Source organism: Nonomuraea terrae (genome assembly GCF_044465245.1).
In the GTDB taxonomy this organism is placed as follows: Bacteria; Actinomycetota; Actinomycetes; order Streptosporangiales; family Streptosporangiaceae; genus Nonomuraea; species Nonomuraea terrae.
Window position 1 is genome coordinate 305,529 of the sequence record NZ_JBITLL010000009.1, and the last position, 15,336, is coordinate 320,864.

A 15,336-nucleotide genomic window follows, 5' to 3' on the forward strand; every position below is an offset into this window, starting at 1 on the left:
CCCCGCCCGGAAAAGCTGCGACAGACGCCCTCGCTACGCTGCGGATCCGTCACAGCTCACGTGTCGCCCTCGAACAGGCTCGTGACGGAGCCGTCCTGGAAGACCTCGGTGATGGCGCGGGCGATGAGCGGGGCGATCGACAGGACGGTGAGCTTGTCGAAGCGGCTCTCCTGCGACAGCGGCAGCGTGTTGGTGACGACGACCTCGGAGATCCGGGAGTTCTTCAGCCGGTCGACCGCGGGGTCGGAGAAGACCGCGTGGGTGGCGGCGACGACGACGTTGGTGGCGCCCTGCTCGTAGAGGGCGTCGGCCGCCTTGCAGATGGTGCCGGCGGTGTCGATCATGTCGTCGATCAGCACACACGTGCGGCCGCGGACCGTGCCGACGACCTCGCTGACCTTGACCGAGTTGGCCACGTCGAGGTCACGCCGCTTGTGGATGAACGCCAGCGGCGTGCCGAGCGTGTCGGCCCAGCGCTCGGACAGGCGCACGCGGCCGGTGTCGGGCGAGACGACCGTGGTGTTGTCCAGGTCGAGCCTGCCCTTGAGGTAGCGCTCCAGGACCGGCATGGCGAACAGGTGGTCGACCGGGCCGTCGAAGAACCCCTGGATCTGCGAGGTGTGCAGGTCGATCGACATGAGCCGGTCGGCGCCCGCGGTCTTGAACATGTCGGCCATCAGACGCGCCGTGATGGGCTCGCGGCCGCGGCCCTTCTTGTCCTGACGCGCGTAGCCGAAGAACGGCATCACCGCGGTGATGCGCTTGGCGGAGGCCCGCTTCAGCGCGTCGACCATGATGAGCTGTTCCATGATCCACTTGTTGATGGGCCCGGTGTGGCTCTGGATGACGAAGGCGTCACAGCCGCGTACGGACTCGAGGTAACGGGCGTAGATCTCGCCGTTGGCGAAGTCGATGAGCTTGGTGGGGGTGAGGGAGACGCCGACGTGCTCGGCGACCTCCTCGGCCAGCTCCGGATGGGCACGGCCGGAGAAGAGCATGAGGTTCTTCTCGCCCGGCTGCTTGATGCTGGTCACTGGTTCTTCTCCTGCTGCTCTTGCTCGGCCAGCGCCCGCTCGGCGGCCGCGGCCGATTTCGTCCCCGCGCGCCTGCGCAAGACCCATTTCTCGATGTTGCGCTGCCGCGCCCGTGCCACGCCGATCGCGCCCGGGGGGACCTGGTCCGTGATCACGGATCCCGCCGCCGTGTAGGCGCCGGGGCTGACCGTCACGGGGGCGACGAGCATGGTGTCGCAGCCGACGAACGCGCCGTCGCCCACGGTCGTGTGGTTCTTCTCGACTCCGTCGTAGTTGACGAAGACGGTGGAGGCGCCGATGTTGACGTCGTCACCGAGAGTGGCGTCTCCGACGTAGGACAGGTGGGGCACCTTGGAGCGTTCGCCCACCTTGGCGTTCTTCATCTCGACGAAGGTGCCGGCCTTGGACCCGCGGCCGAGCACGGTGCCGGGCCGCAGGTAGGCGTACGGGCCGACGCTGACCTGCGGGCCGATCCGGGCGCTGTCGCAGACGGCGTTGCGCACGACCGCGCCCTCGCCCACGAAGGTGTCGGTCAGCGTGGTGGCGGGGCCGACCTCGGCGCCGGGCTCGATCACGGTGTCGCCGTGGAGCTGGGTGCCTGGGTGGATGACCGCGTCGGGCTCGATGCGCACCCCGACGTCGATCCACGTGCTGTCGGGGTCGACGACGGTGACGCCGGCGCGCATGTGGCGCTCCAGCAGGCGCCGGTTGAGCAGCTTGCGGGCGGCGGCCAGCTGAACGCGGTCGTTGACGCCCTCGACCTCGACGAAGTCGGCGGCCACGCAGGCGCCGACGCGGTGGCCGTCGCCGCGCAGGATGCCGAGGACGTCGGTGAGGTACTCCTCGCCCTGGGCGTTGTCGGTGGAGACGCGCTTGACGGCGTCGGCCAGCAGGTCGCCGTCGAAGGCGTAGATGCCGGAGTTCATCTCCTTGATCGCGCGCTGCTCGGCGGTGGCGTCCTTCTCCTCGACGATGGCCAGCACGGCGCCGCCCTCGTCGCGGAGGATGCGGCCGTAGCCCGTCGGGTCGGGCACCTCGGCGGTCAGCACGGTGACCGCGTTGCCCTCGGTGGCGTGGCGCTCCAGCAGCTCGGCCATGGTCTGGGTGCGCAGCAGGGGCACGTCGCCGTACGTCACCAGGACGGTGCCGGAGATCGTGCCGACCTCTTCGAGCACGGTGCGGACGGCGTGGCCGGTGCCGCGCTGCTCGCGCTGGACGACGGCGCGCGCGTCGGGGCTGGTGACGGACAGATGGCCGGTGACCCGCTCCAAGGCGTGGCCCACGACGACGATCAGCTGCTCGGGGCCGAGGTCGCGGGCCGAGGCGAGCATGTGGTCGACGAGCGCACGGCCGCACAGCTCGTGGAGGACTTTCGGGGTCCGGCTCTTCATGCGGGTGCCCTCGCCGGCGGCGAGGACGATCACGGCTGCCGGGCGCGGCACACTCACGGACTGAGGCTCCCTGTGATGGAACGGATCAGAATGATCGGCAACTGCACGGTCATCCTCCCGACACCGTGAGGATACCTGTCCTCCCCCCGCGCGTTGGCGCTGGGGAGCACCTCAGAGCTCCCGGAAGAGGACTCGAACCCCTACAAAGTGGACCAAAACCACTTGTCCTGCCGATTAGACGATCCGGGACAGATCGGACAGGCGACGTCCGACAGTCCCTACGATACCGACCCCGCACCCGGCCGCGCGCCGGGAATTACGCCTAACACCCGCCCCACGGGGAACGGGGGCCATGAGCCCGGGCGCTCGCACAACCGAAGAGCAGCCGTTCCATAACAGAGCCGGCAAAGAGTCGCAAGACACGAAACCCACGCAACCGTGGGCAGCACGCCGTCACGTTCCCCCCATTCACGGCTTAGGTCTTCCTAACTTACGCTGGCGTAGGTTACGGTTGCGTAGCCAGGACATTCGTCCACATACATGCCGTTGGAGGTTGCCCATGACCGTTCTCACCGAGCGTTCCGCACCCACACCGAAGCCCGAATTCGAACCCGAGCCCAAGTCGAAGGCGGAGCTGTTCACCTTCGGCCTGGTCGTCGGTCTGCCTCTGGTCGCGATCGCGGCCGCGGTGCCGCTCGCGTGGGGATGGGGCCTCGGCTGGACGGACATCGCGATCGCCTTCGTCTTCTACGTCGTCTCCGGCCTGGGCGTCACGGTGGGCCTGCACCGCTACTTCACGCACCACTCGTTCAAGGCCAAGCGGCCGCTCAAGATCGCCCTCGGCATCGCCGGCAGCCTGTCGCTGGAGATGTCCGTGCTCGACTGGGTCGCCACCCACCGCAAGCACCACAAGTTCTCCGACAAGGAGGGCGACCCGCACTCGCCGTGGCGCTTCGGCCCTGGCTTCAAGAACATGGCCAAGGGCCTGCTCTACGCCCACATGGGCTGGCTGTTCGAGAGCGAGCGCACCAACCGCCAGAAGTACGCCCCGGACCTGTGCAAGGACGAGGACGTGCTCAAGATGCACAAGTGGTTCGGCGCCATGGCGCTCACCTCGATCCTGCTGCCGGGTGTGCTCGGCCTGCTGCTCACCTGGTCGTGGCAGGGCGGCCTGACCGCGCTCTTCTGGGGCTCGCTCGTCCGCATCGGGCTGCTGCACCACGTGACCTGGTCGATCAACTCGATCTGCCACGTCTTCGGCGAGGAGTCCTTCGAGGTCCGCGACAAGTCGCGCAACGTGTGGTGGCTGGCCATCCCGTCCTTCGGCGAGTCCTGGCACAACCTGCACCACTCCGACCCGACCTGCGCCCGCCACGGCGCGCTGAAGGGCCAGATCGACCTGAGCGCCGGCCTCATCCGGATCTTCGAGAAGCTGGGCTGGGCGTACGACGTCCGCTGGCCGACGCCGGAGCGGCTGGCGGCGAAGCGCATTGCCTGACCTCGACGTGGATCGGCCGGTGGACGGTCATGGAAGCGTGGCCGTCATTATGGAAACCGTGACCGAACCCCGATCTCGCAGGCGCATGTCCGGTAGCGAGCGACGCGAGCAGCTGATCCACATCAGCCGCACGCTCTTCGCGGAAAAGGGGTTCGACGGGACCTCCATCGAGGAGATCGCCGCCACCGCTCAGGTGTCGAAACCCGTGGTGTACGAACATTTCGGCGGCAAGGAAGGCGTCTACGCGGTCGTCGTGGACCGCGAGATGCAAAAGCTCCTCGGCATGATCACCGAGGCCCTCGCCGCCACCCATTCCCTGATCAAGCTGGAGCGGGCCGCCCTGGCCCTGCTCCAGTACATCGAGGAGAGCAGCGAGGGCTTTCGCATCCTGGTCCGCGACTCGCACGCCGCCTCGGGCACCGGCACGTTCGCGAGCCTGATCAGCGAGATCGCCAGTCAGGTCGAGGACGTGCTGGCCGACGAGTTCGCCTCTCGCGGCTACGACCCCAAGCTGGCGCCGATGTACGCCCAGATGCTCGTCGGCATGGTCGCGCTGACCGGGCAGTGGTGGCTCGACGTACGCAAACCGGGCCGCGAGGAGGTCGCGGCCCACCTGGTCAACCTGGCCTGGAACGGCCTGACCGGGCTCAACCCCAACCCGTCGATCACCGCGGCCACCCGCGATCTGTCGCCGTCGGCCAAGCCGCGCCCCGCCGCCGCCGCCGACAAGCTGCGCGAGTTCGAGAAGGCCAGGGAGAAAGAGCTCAAAGAGGCCGAGAAACTCCGCCAGCGCGAGCTGAAGGAGGCCGAGAAGGCCCGCGTACGCGAGCTTAAAGAGCGCGAGCGGCTGCTGAAGGAGGCGGAGAAGGAGCGCGAGCGGCTGCTCAAGGAGGCCGAGAAGGCCCGCGAGCGCGAGGAGAAGATCCGCCAGCGGGAGGCCAGGCTGGCCGAGCGCGCGGCCCGTCTGGAACAGGTAGATCATCCCGAGTAAGCCTTGAACGAGCGACTGTTCCCGGGTGACCATGGAGTTGAGCAGGGCTGACCCTCAGGGGTGAGCCGTTGCGGCGTCGTTAACGTGCTGTTCAATCAAACGGGGCAATATACGCCATATGTCCGCAGAACCGTTCCAGCCTCCCGGCGACCTCCCCCTTCCGCAGGAGCGGTTCCTCAACCGCGAGGAAAGCTGGCTCCAGTTCAACCAGCGGGTGCTCGAACTCGCCGAGGACGCGTCGGCGCCGCTGCTGGAACGCGTGCAGTTCCTGGCCATCTTCGCCAGCAACCTCGACGAGTTCTTCCGGGTCCGCGTGGCCGGCCTCAAGCGGCGCATGGCGACCGGTCTGCTGCTGCGGACCAAGAGCGGGCTCAAGCCGAGCGAAGAGCTGGTCAGGATCGCGACCATCGCCGACGAGCTGGCCCGCAGGCACGCCGCCGTCTTCCACGACAAGATCTGCCCGCAGCTCGCCTCCGAGGGCATCGAGATCGTCCGGTGGGAGGATCTGGGCCGCGAGGAGCGCACGGAGCTGCGCAAACTGTTCAGGGAGCGGATCAGGCCGGTGCTCACGCCGCTGGCCGTCGACCCCGCCCACCCCTTCCCGTACATCTCCGGGCTCAGCCTCAACCTGGCGGTGCTGGTCCGCAATCCGGCCACCGACCACACGGTGTTCGCCCGGGTCAAGGTGCCCTCGCAGCTGCCCAGGTTCGTGGCGGCGTCGAAGAACCGGTTCGTCCCGATGGAGGACGTCATCGCGGCGCATCTCGGCCAGCTGTTCAAGGGCATGGAGATCGTCCAGCACCACGTCTTCCGCGTCACCAGGAACGAGGACCTCGACGTCGACGAGGACGTCACCGAGAACCTCATGCAGGCCCTGGAGAAGGAGCTGCTCAAGCGGCGTTTCGGCCCGCCCGTGCGGCTGGAGGTCGAGGAGACCATCACGCCCGAGGTGCTCGCGCCGCTGGTCGAGGAGCTGGAGCTGGCGCCGCACGAGATCTACCGGCTGCCCGGGCCGCTCGACCTGACGGGTCTGCACGCCATCGCCGACCTCGACCGCGGCGAGCTGAGCTACCGGCCGTTCGTGCCCGCCGAGGTGATCAACGCCGAGGACGACATCTTCACGGTGCTGCGCGAGCGCGACGTGCTGCTGCACCATCCGTACGACTCCTTCAGCACCACCGTGCAGCGCTTCATCGAGGACGCCGCGAACGACCCCAGGGTCCTGGCGATCAAGCAGACCCTCTACCGCACCAGCGGCGACTCCCCCATCGTCAACGCGCTCATCGACGCGGCCGAGGCGGGCAAGCAGGTCGTGGTGGTCGTGGAGATCAAGGCCCGCTTCGACGAGCACGCCAACATCTCCTGGGCCCGCAAGCTGGAGCGGGCCGGCTGTCACGTCGTCTACGGCGTGGTCGGGCTGAAGACCCACTGCAAGCTCGCCCTCGTCGTCCGCCAGGAGGCCTCGGGCGAGCTGCGCCGTTACTGCCACATCGGCACCGGCAACTACAACCCCAAGACCGCCCGCCAGTACGAGGACTTCGGCCTGCTCACCTCCGACCCGCTGGTCGGCGAGGACGTGACCGACCTGTTCATCCACCTGACCGGCTACTCCCACCACTCCGCCTATCGGCGGCTGCTGGTCGCTCCCCACTCCATGCGCAGCGGCCTGCTGGCCAGGATCGAACGCGAGATCGCCCACCAGCAGGCCGGCCGCCCGGCCCGCATCAGGATCAAGACCAATTCGCTGGTGGACGAGCCGGTCATCGACGCCCTCTACCGCGCCTCGCGGGCCGGCGTCCCGGTGGACCTGTGGGTGCGCGGCGTCTGCATCCTGCGCCCCGGCATCCCGGACTTGTCAGAAAATATCCGCGTACGCTCCGTCCTGGGGCGTTTCCTGGAGCACTCCCGGGTGTACGAGTTCGGGCTCGGACGGCGGCCCGAGATCTGGATCGGCAGCGCCGACCTGATGCGCCGCAACCTCGACCGCCGCGTCGAGGCCCTGGTCAAGGTGACCTCGCAGCAGCACAAGGCGTACCTCATCGAGCTGATGGACCAGGTCATGGCCGACTCCACGAACACCTGGTGGCTCAACCCCGACGGCACCTGGACCCACCATCCCGGCGAGGACCTGCAGAGCCGTCTCATCGGCGCCCGCCGCTGGAGGACCGTTGATGACTGACCCGCTCCGCGCCGCCGGAGCCGTGGTCTGGCGCGGCGACGAGAGCGACCCCGAGGTGGCGGTCATCCACCGCCCCCGCTACGACGACTGGACGTTCCCCAAGGGCAAGCTGGAGCCCGGCGAGCACGTGATCGCCGCCGCCCTGCGCGAGGTGCGCGAGGAGACCGGCATGACGGTGGCGCTCGGCCGCGCGCTGCCGCCCGTCCACTACCTGAGCGACCGCCGGCTCAAGCGGGTCGACTACTGGACGGCGCGGGCGCTCGCCGACGACGGGTTCGAGCCCTGCGACGAGGTGGACGAGCTGCGCTGGCTGCCGCCGCAGGAGGCCAGGCGGCTGCTGACGTTCGAGTGGGACGTGGGGCTGCTGCGCGCGCTGCGGGCGGCGCCGCTCGACACCGTGCCGCTCGTGCTCGTCCGGCACGCCTCGGCCGGGTCGCGCGCCGAGTGGGCGGGCGACGACGCGCTTCGCCCGCTCGACGCCGACGGCCTCTCCCAGGCGGCCGGCGTGGCCACGGCGCTGCCCGCGTACCGGCCGGAGCTGCTGATGAGCTCGCCGAGCAGGCGGTGCGTGCAGACGCTGGAGCCGTACGCCGCGCGGGTAGGAGCCGAGATCAGGACCGAGCCGCTGCTCAGCGAGGAGAGCCAGGACCCGCAGAAGACGCCCGTCCTCGTCGGCGACATCACAGCGCCGGCGGCCGTGTGCAGCCACGGCAAGGTGCTGCCCGCGCTCATCGAGTCGCTGAGCGGCACGCGGGTGCACCTGCGCAAGGGCTCCTTCGCCGTCCTGCAGCGCAGGGGCCGGTTCGTGGTCAGCGTCGAGCGCTACACCGCTTAGAGGACCTTCCGCACCGCCTCGACCGTCTCCTGCCACACGCGGGGGAACTCGGCGTGGGCGCGCTCGGCCCTGGCGCGCTCGATGCCGGCGAGCAGGCCGTAGGTGAAGGTGTCCTCGCCGGCTCTGCGGGCGCTCTCGGCCTCCTTGACCAGCGTCTCCTGCGCGACCACTCCGTCCTGGTACGTCCCCAGCACCTCCTGGATGCCGGCGGCCAGCTTGGCCAGCCTGGACATGTCCGCGCCGAGCGTGGGCCGCAGCGCCTCCGCGGTGTAGCGGGCACGCTTGGCCGACTTGCGCACGTCGTGCATGGCGATCTCGCGGCGCTCCAGGTCGTCGATGGCCATGGCCAGGTCGTACGCCTTGGTCACGCGGTTCCAGCCGGCGGCGGCGACGTCGCGCAGCTTCTCCTGCGCCGGCCGCTGCGCGGCCTTGCCCAGCTCGGGGCCGGCGACGAGCTCGTCCAGCGCGTCGAGGAGGCGATAGTAGCGCTCGCCGCTCAGCGTCTCCTTGATCCGCGCGTACGCCTGCCGCTCGCGTTCGTGCAGGTCGGAGCCGAGCCGGGCCTGGATGGGGCCGACGACCAGCTCCGGGGCGAGGCCGCGCAGCTCCCCGGCGAACCTGACCCTGATCACCTCCAGGTCGCGGGCCTCACCGAGCACCGTGGCGAGCCAGCGCAGCTCGTCCCGCACGTGGCCGGTGTCGGCCACCACACTCTTGAACGCCTTGAGCGCGCTGCGCAGCCGCCGCGAGGCGACCCGCATCTGGTGGACGGCGTCCTCCTCGGCCCTGCGGACCCGGGGATCCTGCGCGAGCAGGGCGCGCACCTGGTCGGCCAGGTAGGCGAGGACCGCCTCGCCGGCCGATCCAGGTGCGGTGGCGGCCACCGCGGGCGGGGCCGGTTCGAGCAGCTTGGCGAGTTTGCTGGCGGCGTCGGAGGGCGTGGCGCCCGCCTTCTTGAGCCGCTTGCCGACCTTGGCCAGCATGGCGCGGGTGCCGCCGTCCAGGAGCTCGGCCTCCACCTCGCGCCATCGCACGACCTTGGGCTCCGCGCCGTACACCGTGCCCTTGACGCGGTCGTCGGCGATCTCCACCAGCCGGGCCTCGCCGTCGAGCAGGACGGTGACGTCCCTGCGGGTGTCGAGCTCGGCGACCACGCCCAGCTCGGCGCCGCGGGTGTAGGCGCGGACGAGCTCGGCGAGCTCCGCGGGCACCACCTTGGTGCTGCGGGTGAGCGGATGGGTGATCTCCTGACGGACGCCCTTGGCCTTGGGCAGCTTCAGGTGCCAGCCGGGGTCGGTGCCGCCCCTCCTCCGCCGGAGCGTGACGCCGCGGGCGGCCAGCCGCAGGTCGGGGGTGTCGTAGTACAGAGCCACGAGCTGGTGACTCTTCGGGCCCTGCACGGTGGCCAGGCCGGTCAGATCCGGGATCGCGTAGCCGGGAGGAATGTCGAACTTGTCCTCGATTTCGATGCCCACTACACCTCGCAATTGTCCGGTATCTGACCATGATGCCACCGGAAGGTGCGCCTCACGCGGCCTGCAGCAGCTCGATCCTGTTGCCCACCGGGTCGGAGACGTAGATCCGCCGGTAGCCGGGGAAGAGGTCGTCGGGCACGGCGTCGGGCAGCCGGGCGGCGTACGCGTCGAGGTCGTCCACCAGGAAGGCGGGGTGAGCCTTGCGGGCGGGCCGGAAGTCCTCCTCGATGCCGAGGTGCACCTCCACGCCGTCGCCCCGGAACCAGGCCCCGCCGCGCGCGGCCAGCTCGGGCGGCTTGGGCACCTCGCGCAGCCCGAGCACACCCGTGTAGAACGCGCGCAGCAGCGGCTCGCTGCCCGGCGGCGCGGCCAGCTGGACGTGGTGCAGCGCCATGACCGTCATTTCTGCGCCACCACGAAGATCCGCCGGAAGGGGAAGAGCGTCCCGTAGCTCTTCGCCGGGTAGGCCTCGGCGAGCAGCCTGCCCAGGTCCTGCTTGAAACGCCGCTGGTCCTCCGGGCCGAGCCGGTCGAGGATCGGGCGCAGGGCGGTGCCGGAGACCCACTTGAGCACAGGGTCCTCGCCCTGCAGGACGTGCACGTACGTGGTCTCCCAGGCGTCCACCTGGGAGCCGCCCTGGTTGAGCAGGTCGACGTACTCGAGGGTGTCGGCCACGGGATGGATCCGTACGACGTCGCTCAGCTTGTCGGACCACGTGCGCGACGCGCACAGCTCCCGGATCGCCACGTGGCTGGGGGCCTCGAAGTTGCCCGGCACCTGGAAGGCCAGCCAGCCGCCCGGGGCCAGATCCTCCATCCAGTGCTCCAGCACGGCGCGGTGCTCGGGCACCCACTGCAGGACGGCGTTGGAGATGATCACGTCCACGGGCCTGTCCGGTCGCCAAGTGGTCACGTCGGCGACCGCGAACCTGGCCTTCGCCCCCAGCGCGCGAGCCTTGGTGATCATCGCGGGCGAGGTGTCGAAACCCTCGATGGTGGCGTCCGGCCAGCGATGGCCCAGCTCGACGGTGAGCTCGCCGCTGCCGCAGCCGGCGTCGACGACATAATCGGGATCGATCGCCCCCACCCTGGAGACCAGCTCGACGAACGGGCGGGAGCGTTCGTCGGCGAAGACCGCGTATGTCACCGGGTCCCAGATATCTCTTGACATAAAGATAATTGATATCGAGAGATATATCTCGATGTCAAGACAGTACACTCTTGTGTCATGACGGAGGACGCTAGAGACGAGGTCGATCGCCTCGTCGCAGCCTGGCGGACGGAGCGCCCCGACCTCGACGTCGAGCCGCTCCAGGTGCTCTCCAGGGTGTCACGGCTGGCCAAGCATCTCGACAGGGCGCGACGGGCGTCGTTCGCCGAGCACCATCTGGAGCCGTGGGAGTTCGACGTCCTCACGGCGCTGCGGCGAGCCGGCACACCGTACGAGCTGAGCCCGGGTGCGCTGCTGCGCGCCACCCTGGTGACCTCGGGCACGATGACCAACCGCATCGACCGGCTGGCTCAGGCCGGGCTGGTGCGCCGGCGCCCCGATCCGGAGGACCGGCGGGGCGTGCTGGTGTCGCTCACGGAGACGGGGCTGGAGCGGGTGGACGCGGCGTTCGAAGGGCTGCTGCGGAGGGAGCAGGAGCTGCTGTCGAGCCTCGGCCCCGACGACCAGCGCACCCTGGCCGCCCTCCTCCGCGCCCTCCTCACCCCCTTCGACTCACCCTCCTGACCCGCACCTGCCCGGCGGGCGCACTCACGCGTGCACGGCGCCACGGGGTGTGCCGGGGGGCGCCGAGGGGGCCGTGCCGCCTCGACGCCGGAGTCACTCGCCGAGGCGGTCGGCCACTTCGAGCCACTCGGCTTCGATCGTGTCCTTCTGGGCGAGGATGTCGCGCAGCTGGGCGTCGAGCGTGCCGAGCTTGGCGTAGTCGCTGGCCGCGTCCGCCATGGCGGCGTGGAGCCGGGCCTCCTGGCCGCTCAGCTTGTCGAGCTGGCGCTCCAGGCGGTTGAGCTCCTTGCGCAGCTCGCGTTCCTCCTTGGTCGACAGCCCGCCCTTCGCCTCGCCGGTGGCATCGCCCGGGGCGGCGTCGACCTGACTGGAGACCGTCTCGCCGGAGCTGAGGCGGGCGGTCACCGCCGTGCCCGCCGCGCGGCGTTCGAGGTATTCGTCCACCCCGCCGGGCAGCAGCGACAGCTTGCCGTCGCCCAGCAGCGCGACGGACCGGTCGGTCACCCGCTCCAGGAAGTAGCGGTCGTGGCTGACCAGGATCAGCGTGCCGGGCCAGCCGTCCAGCAGGTCTTCGAGCTCGTTGAGCGTCTCGATGTCGAGGTCGTTGGTGGGCTCGTCGAGGAGCAGGACGTTGGGGTCGTCCATCAGCAGCCGCAGGAGCTGCAGTCGCCGCCGCTCGCCACCCGACAGGTCGCCGATCACCTTCCACTGCGCGTCGCCCCGGAAGCCGAGGCGTTCGAGCAACTGGGACGCCGTCCACTCCCTCTTGCCGAGCTGCAGGTACTTGCGCACTTCCTCGACCGACTCCAGCACCCGCCGGGTCGGGTCGAGCTCGGTCAGCTCCTGGGACAGGTGGGCGAGGCGTACGGTCTTGCCCCTGACCACGCGGCCCGAGTCGGGCTGGACCGTGCCCGCGAGCAGCCGCAGCACCGAGGACTTGCCGGACCCGTTGACGCCGATCAGCCCGATCCGGTCGCCAGGACCGAACTGCCACGTGAGGTGATCGAGCACCAGCGGCCCCGCGCCGGGGCCGCCCGCGTGCAGGGTGACGTCGTCGAGGTCGTAGACGGTCTTGCCGAGCCGGGCCGCGGCGAAGCTCATCAGCTCGACGGTCTCACGGGGCGGGGGCTCGTTCGCGATCAGCGCCTGCGCGGCGTCGATGCGGAACTTCGGCTTGGACGTACGGGCGGGCGGGCCGCGCCGCAGCCAGGCGATCTCCTTGCGCATGAGGTTCTGGCGGCGGTCTTCGGCGGCCTGGGCGATCCGCGCACGCTCGGCCTTGGCCAGCACATATGCGGCATATCCGCCTTCGTACCGCTCGACGCGGCCGTCCACGACCTCCCACGTACGGGTGGACACGGCGTCGAGGAACCACCGGTCGTGCGTCACGACGACCAACGCGCTCTTGCGCCCGGCCAGATGGGCGGCGAGCCACGCGATGGCCTCGATGTCGAGGTGGTTGGTGGGCTCGTCCAGCATGATCAGGTCGTGGTCGTCGATGAGCAACCGGGCCAGCGCCGTGCGCCTGCGCTCGCCGCCGGACAGGTCGCCGGCCTTGGAGTCGAGGTCGAGGTCGCCGATCAGGTTGGCCAGGATCTCGCGAACCCGCTGGTCACCGGCCCACTCGTGCTGAGCCTTGCTGCCGAGGACGATCTCGCGCACGCTCGCGCCGGGATCGAGGGTGTCCTGCTGCGACAGGAAGCCGACGCGCAGGCCACGGGTGTGGGTGACGCGACCGCTGTCGGGCCGTACGGTTGCGGCGAGGACGGACAGCAGGGTCGTCTTGCCGCCGCCGTTGCGCCCGACGACACCGATGCGCTCGCCTTCCTCCACCCCGAGGGAGACGTCGCTGAGGAGAGGCTTGGGCCCGTAGGCGTGGGAGACCGACTCAAGATTGACCAGATTCATCGCCCTCCCAGGGTATCGGCTCCCCGCCGACCCCCCGCCCGCCGACTGGACGCCGAGATCGTCGGCGTCACCTCGGCATGCCGCTGCTCGGCGGCTCCGTGCGGCGGCCCGGGGCGGGCGGTCAGACCAGGGTGGCGCCCTGGACGGGGCCGTGGGCGGCCACCGCCGTGTGGGCGGCCCCCGTCGTGGTCAGGCTGAGCGCCAGGTCACGGGCGTGGGTGGCGTCGATCGCGAGGAACGCGCAGGTCGGGCCCGAGCCGGAGACGATCGCGCCCAGAGCGCCGTGCTGGCGGCCCGAGTCGAGGGTCGGGGCGAGTTCGGGGCGGAGACGGAGAGCGGCGACCTGGAGGTCGTTGCTCAAGTGCGACCCGAGTGCGTACGCGTCACCGGTGCCGAGGGCCTCCATCAGCGAGTCGTTCAGCTGCGGCCAGGGCACCTCGGCTCCGGAGGCGGCCCTGAGCCGATCGCACTCGGCGTACACGCTGGCCGTGGAGAGCCCGCCGTCGGCCAGGGCGAACACCCAGTGGAACGTGCCGCCCGTGGGCAGCTCGCACAGCTGCTCACCCCGCCCGGTGCCGACCGCCGTGCCGCCGAGCAACGAGAACGGCACGTCGCTGCCGAGGTCTCCGGCGATCTCCATGAGGTCTTCGAACGGCAGCCCCAGCCCCCACAGCTCGTTGCACGCCACGAGGGCGCCGGCGGCGTCGGCGCTGCCACCCGCCATCCCGCCCGCCACGGGGATCTCCTTCTGGATGACCAGGTCGGCGCCGTAGGTGCGGCCCGCGTGCTTGGCGAGGGCGCGAGCGGCGCGGATCGCCAGGTTGCCGTCGTCGGTCGGCACCTGGTCGGACCATTTGCCGTTCACCTGAACGGTGATCGACTCGGACTCCTTCGCCATCACCTCATCGAAGATCGACACGGCGTGGAAGACGTTGACCAGGTCGTGGTAGCCATCTTCCCGGAGCGGGCCGACAGAAAGCTGCACGTTGACCTTCGCGGGCACACGTACGGTCACCGAACTCATCGATCTTCTGCCACTCTCATCACTTGCCGGGGCCAAGGACACTCGATGTTATCCGGGCACGCTGCCCTGACATGCGGTTCTCGAAATATGACCCGGATGACTGCGCCGGCCGCACCACGGAGCGTCAAGTTGGCGACCATTTGCCCCCCTCCTGTTCGGTAACGAACAGTGAACCGACCATTCTCTCGTGACGGTACGCCCACCCGTCGGAGCCTGTCGCCGCCCGGCGTCCGGAGGGTCGTCCGTGCCTTGGCCCGCGTCCGACGGGGCTGGAGAGGGTGGACACGGGTGGGGTTCGTTGCCAGGCTGGCGAGGAAACGTGAGCGCGGACGTTCGGGGAGGAGCGCGTTGTCCGAGGTGACGGTGGTGGAGGTGCCCCAGTGGCGGGGCTCCGCAGCTCCCACGTCGGAGCGGTTGCGCGAAGGGGCGCGGTTGCTCGCCGGCATGGTGGACGCCGACCGGCGGGTGCGGGTCGAGGTCGACGACGACCTCGTGAGCACGTCGGCCAAGGTCCGCGCTGCGCTCGCGGACCTTGGCGGGCCGTCCCTCCGCCCATCGTTCGAGACCGACGGGCTCGTCGTCACCGCGGGTGGGGACTGCGGCGTCGAGTTGCAGCCGGTGGCGGCGGCTCGGAAGCGGTACGGGGATCGGCTGGTGGTCGTCTGGTTCGACGCTCATGCGGACATGAACAGCCCCGCCTCGTCTCCTTCCGGGGCCTATCACGGGATGGTGCTGCGGGCGCTGACCGGTGACGGCCCCGAGGGCCTGGTCCCCGAGCAGCCGTTGCGGCCCCGGCAGATCGTGCTGGCCGGAGTGCGTGACCTCGATCCCGGTGAGCTCGCGTTCGTCCGGGACCAGGGGATTCGGCATCTTCCTCCCGTCGTGGACGCCGCGGCGCTGGTGCGGGCGATCGAAGCGGTCGCCGAGGCTCCCGTGGTGTACGTGCACATCGACTTGGACGTGCTGGATCCGAGGGCATTCGAGAGCGTCGGCTCCCCCACGCCCGGCGGGTTGCGGCCCGACGAGCTCCTCGCCCTGGTCACCGCCGTGGCCGAACGGTTCCCCGTCGCCGGGCTCGGGCTCATGGAGTACGAGCCGTCGCGGAAGGAGGACCAGGAGTTGTTGGCGGAGCTGGTGCCGCGGGTGGTGGCGGCCTGCGCCCGAAGCTGAGCGGACAGTCCAGCACCGGCGCCGGCAGGACCACCACCAGGGGGAGCCCACCCGGCCGCGATCGGGCTCCCGCCTGTTCGTACGATGTCCGCCCCGC

General features: G+C 70.1%; 13 protein-coding genes and 1 tRNA gene. 6 read left to right on the forward strand and 8 right to left on the reverse strand.

The features are described 5' to 3' along the window. Positions 1 to 56: 56 nt before the first annotated feature. The 3 genes from ACIBP6_RS43715 to ACIBP6_RS43725 all read right to left on the reverse strand — a co-directional run bounded on the left by ACIBP6_RS43715 (position 57) and on the right by ACIBP6_RS43725 (position 2,674). Positions 57 to 1,034 carry a ribose-phosphate diphosphokinase gene (locus ACIBP6_RS43715; RefSeq protein WP_132620149.1) on the reverse strand — a complete coding sequence of 326 codons (978 nt, stop codon included), beginning with the start codon at positions 1,032 to 1,034 and terminating at the stop codon, positions 57 to 59. Continuing rightward, the gene (glmU, locus tag ACIBP6_RS43720) at positions 1,031 to 2,482 is read right to left on the reverse strand and encodes a bifunctional UDP-N-acetylglucosamine diphosphorylase/glucosamine-1-phosphate N-acetyltransferase GlmU (RefSeq protein WP_397060734.1); all 1,452 of its coding nucleotides are present in this window, start codon (positions 2,480 to 2,482) and stop codon (positions 1,031 to 1,033) included. Before glmU ends, ACIBP6_RS43715 begins: the two co-directional genes overlap by 4 nt. A gap of 120 nt (positions 2,483 to 2,602) precedes the next feature. Next, positions 2,603 to 2,674: transfer RNA gene (locus ACIBP6_RS43725), tRNA-Gln, on the reverse strand. A 310-nt stretch (positions 2,675 to 2,984) separates the two neighbouring features. On the opposite strand from ACIBP6_RS43725, the gene ACIBP6_RS43730 reads away from it, so the two are divergent. The 4 genes from ACIBP6_RS43730 to ACIBP6_RS43745 all read left to right on the forward strand — a co-directional run bounded on the left by ACIBP6_RS43730 (position 2,985) and on the right by ACIBP6_RS43745 (position 7,928). Next, positions 2,985 to 3,923, forward strand: coding sequence for an acyl-CoA desaturase (locus ACIBP6_RS43730; RefSeq protein ID WP_132620153.1), 939 nt, complete (start codon positions 2,985 to 2,987; stop codon positions 3,921 to 3,923). Between the two features lie 49 nt (positions 3,924 to 3,972). Continuing rightward, positions 3,973 to 4,914, forward strand: a complete 942-nt coding sequence (locus ACIBP6_RS43735; protein ID WP_397060736.1) for a TetR/AcrR family transcriptional regulator — start codon at positions 3,973 to 3,975, stop codon at positions 4,912 to 4,914. Positions 4,915 to 5,032: 118 nt separating this feature from the next. Next, entirely contained in the window at positions 5,033 to 7,093 is a 2,061-nt protein-coding gene (locus tag ACIBP6_RS43740; protein WP_132620157.1) for an RNA degradosome polyphosphate kinase, read from the forward strand. Then, the gene (locus tag ACIBP6_RS43745) at positions 7,086 to 7,928 is read left to right on the forward strand and encodes an NUDIX hydrolase (protein ID WP_397060738.1); all 843 of its coding nucleotides are present in this window, start codon (positions 7,086 to 7,088) and stop codon (positions 7,926 to 7,928) included. Before ACIBP6_RS43740 ends, ACIBP6_RS43745 begins: the two co-directional genes overlap by 8 nt. Here ACIBP6_RS43745 and ACIBP6_RS43750 read toward each other — a convergent pair. From ACIBP6_RS43750 to ACIBP6_RS43760, 3 genes are read right to left on the reverse strand one after another with little or no spacing between them, the layout of a single operon-like run. Further along, positions 7,925 to 9,403: a CYTH and CHAD domain-containing protein gene (locus ACIBP6_RS43750; RefSeq protein WP_397060740.1), complete on the reverse strand. Its 1,479-nt coding sequence runs from the start codon at positions 9,401 to 9,403 to the stop codon at positions 7,925 to 7,927. The two genes, ACIBP6_RS43745 and ACIBP6_RS43750, sit on opposite strands and share 4 nt — an antisense overlap. A gap of 52 nt (positions 9,404 to 9,455) precedes the next feature. Continuing rightward, complete coding sequence (locus ACIBP6_RS43755) at positions 9,456 to 9,806, reverse strand: VOC family protein (RefSeq protein ID WP_397060742.1); 351 nt, start codon at positions 9,804 to 9,806, stop codon at positions 9,456 to 9,458. Continuing rightward, positions 9,803 to 10,573, reverse strand: a complete 771-nt coding sequence (locus ACIBP6_RS43760) for a trans-aconitate 2-methyltransferase (RefSeq protein WP_397060744.1) — start codon at positions 10,571 to 10,573, stop codon at positions 9,803 to 9,805. Before ACIBP6_RS43760 ends, ACIBP6_RS43755 begins: the two co-directional genes overlap by 4 nt. Positions 10,574 to 10,630: 57 nt before the next feature. Between ACIBP6_RS43760 and ACIBP6_RS43765 the strand changes: the two genes are divergently transcribed. Then, the gene (locus tag ACIBP6_RS43765; RefSeq protein WP_397060745.1) at positions 10,631 to 11,137 is read left to right on the forward strand and encodes a MarR family winged helix-turn-helix transcriptional regulator; all 507 of its coding nucleotides are present in this window, start codon (positions 10,631 to 10,633) and stop codon (positions 11,135 to 11,137) included. Positions 11,138 to 11,230: 93 nt separating this feature from the next. Here ACIBP6_RS43765 and ACIBP6_RS43770 read toward each other — a convergent pair whose 3' ends face one another. Further along, positions 11,231 to 13,045 carry an ABC-F family ATP-binding cassette domain-containing protein gene (locus ACIBP6_RS43770; protein ID WP_397060747.1) on the reverse strand — a complete coding sequence of 605 codons (1,815 nt, stop codon included), beginning with the start codon at positions 13,043 to 13,045 and terminating at the stop codon, positions 11,231 to 11,233. Between the two features lie 121 nt (positions 13,046 to 13,166). Continuing rightward, positions 13,167 to 14,069, reverse strand: a complete 903-nt coding sequence (locus tag ACIBP6_RS43775) for a 4-(cytidine 5'-diphospho)-2-C-methyl-D-erythritol kinase (protein WP_397060749.1) — start codon at positions 14,067 to 14,069, stop codon at positions 13,167 to 13,169. A gap of 357 nt (positions 14,070 to 14,426) precedes the next feature. On the opposite strand from ACIBP6_RS43775, the gene ACIBP6_RS43780 reads away from it, so the two are divergent. Next, entirely contained in the window at positions 14,427 to 15,239 is an 813-nt protein-coding gene (locus ACIBP6_RS43780) for an arginase family protein (RefSeq protein WP_397061285.1), read from the forward strand. The last annotated feature ends 97 nt before the right edge of the window (positions 15,240 to 15,336 follow it).

Coding starts and splice junctions, on each gene's coding strand:
- ACIBP6_RS43770 (WP_397060747.1), bottom strand. CDS start 13,045: ATGAATCTGGTCAATCTTGAGTCGGTCTCCCACGCCTACGGGCCCAAG.
- ACIBP6_RS43765 (WP_397060745.1), top strand. CDS start 10,631: ATGACGGAGGACGCTAGAGACGAGGTCGATCGCCTCGTCGCAGCCTGG.
- ACIBP6_RS43735 (WP_397060736.1), top strand. CDS start 3,973: ATGGAAACCGTGACCGAACCCCGATCTCGCAGGCGCATGTCCGGTAGC.
- ACIBP6_RS43775 (WP_397060749.1), bottom strand. CDS start 14,069: ATGAGTTCGGTGACCGTACGTGTGCCCGCGAAGGTCAACGTGCAGCTT.
- ACIBP6_RS43740 (WP_132620157.1), top strand. CDS start 5,033: ATGTCCGCAGAACCGTTCCAGCCTCCCGGCGACCTCCCCCTTCCGCAG.
- ACIBP6_RS43730 (WP_132620153.1), top strand. CDS start 2,985: ATGACCGTTCTCACCGAGCGTTCCGCACCCACACCGAAGCCCGAATTC.
- ACIBP6_RS43760 (WP_397060744.1), bottom strand. CDS start 10,573: ATGTCAAGAGATATCTGGGACCCGGTGACATACGCGGTCTTCGCCGAC.
- ACIBP6_RS43745 (WP_397060738.1), top strand. CDS start 7,086: ATGACTGACCCGCTCCGCGCCGCCGGAGCCGTGGTCTGGCGCGGCGAC.
- ACIBP6_RS43755 (WP_397060742.1), bottom strand. CDS start 9,806: ATGACGGTCATGGCGCTGCACCACGTCCAGCTGGCCGCGCCGCCGGGC.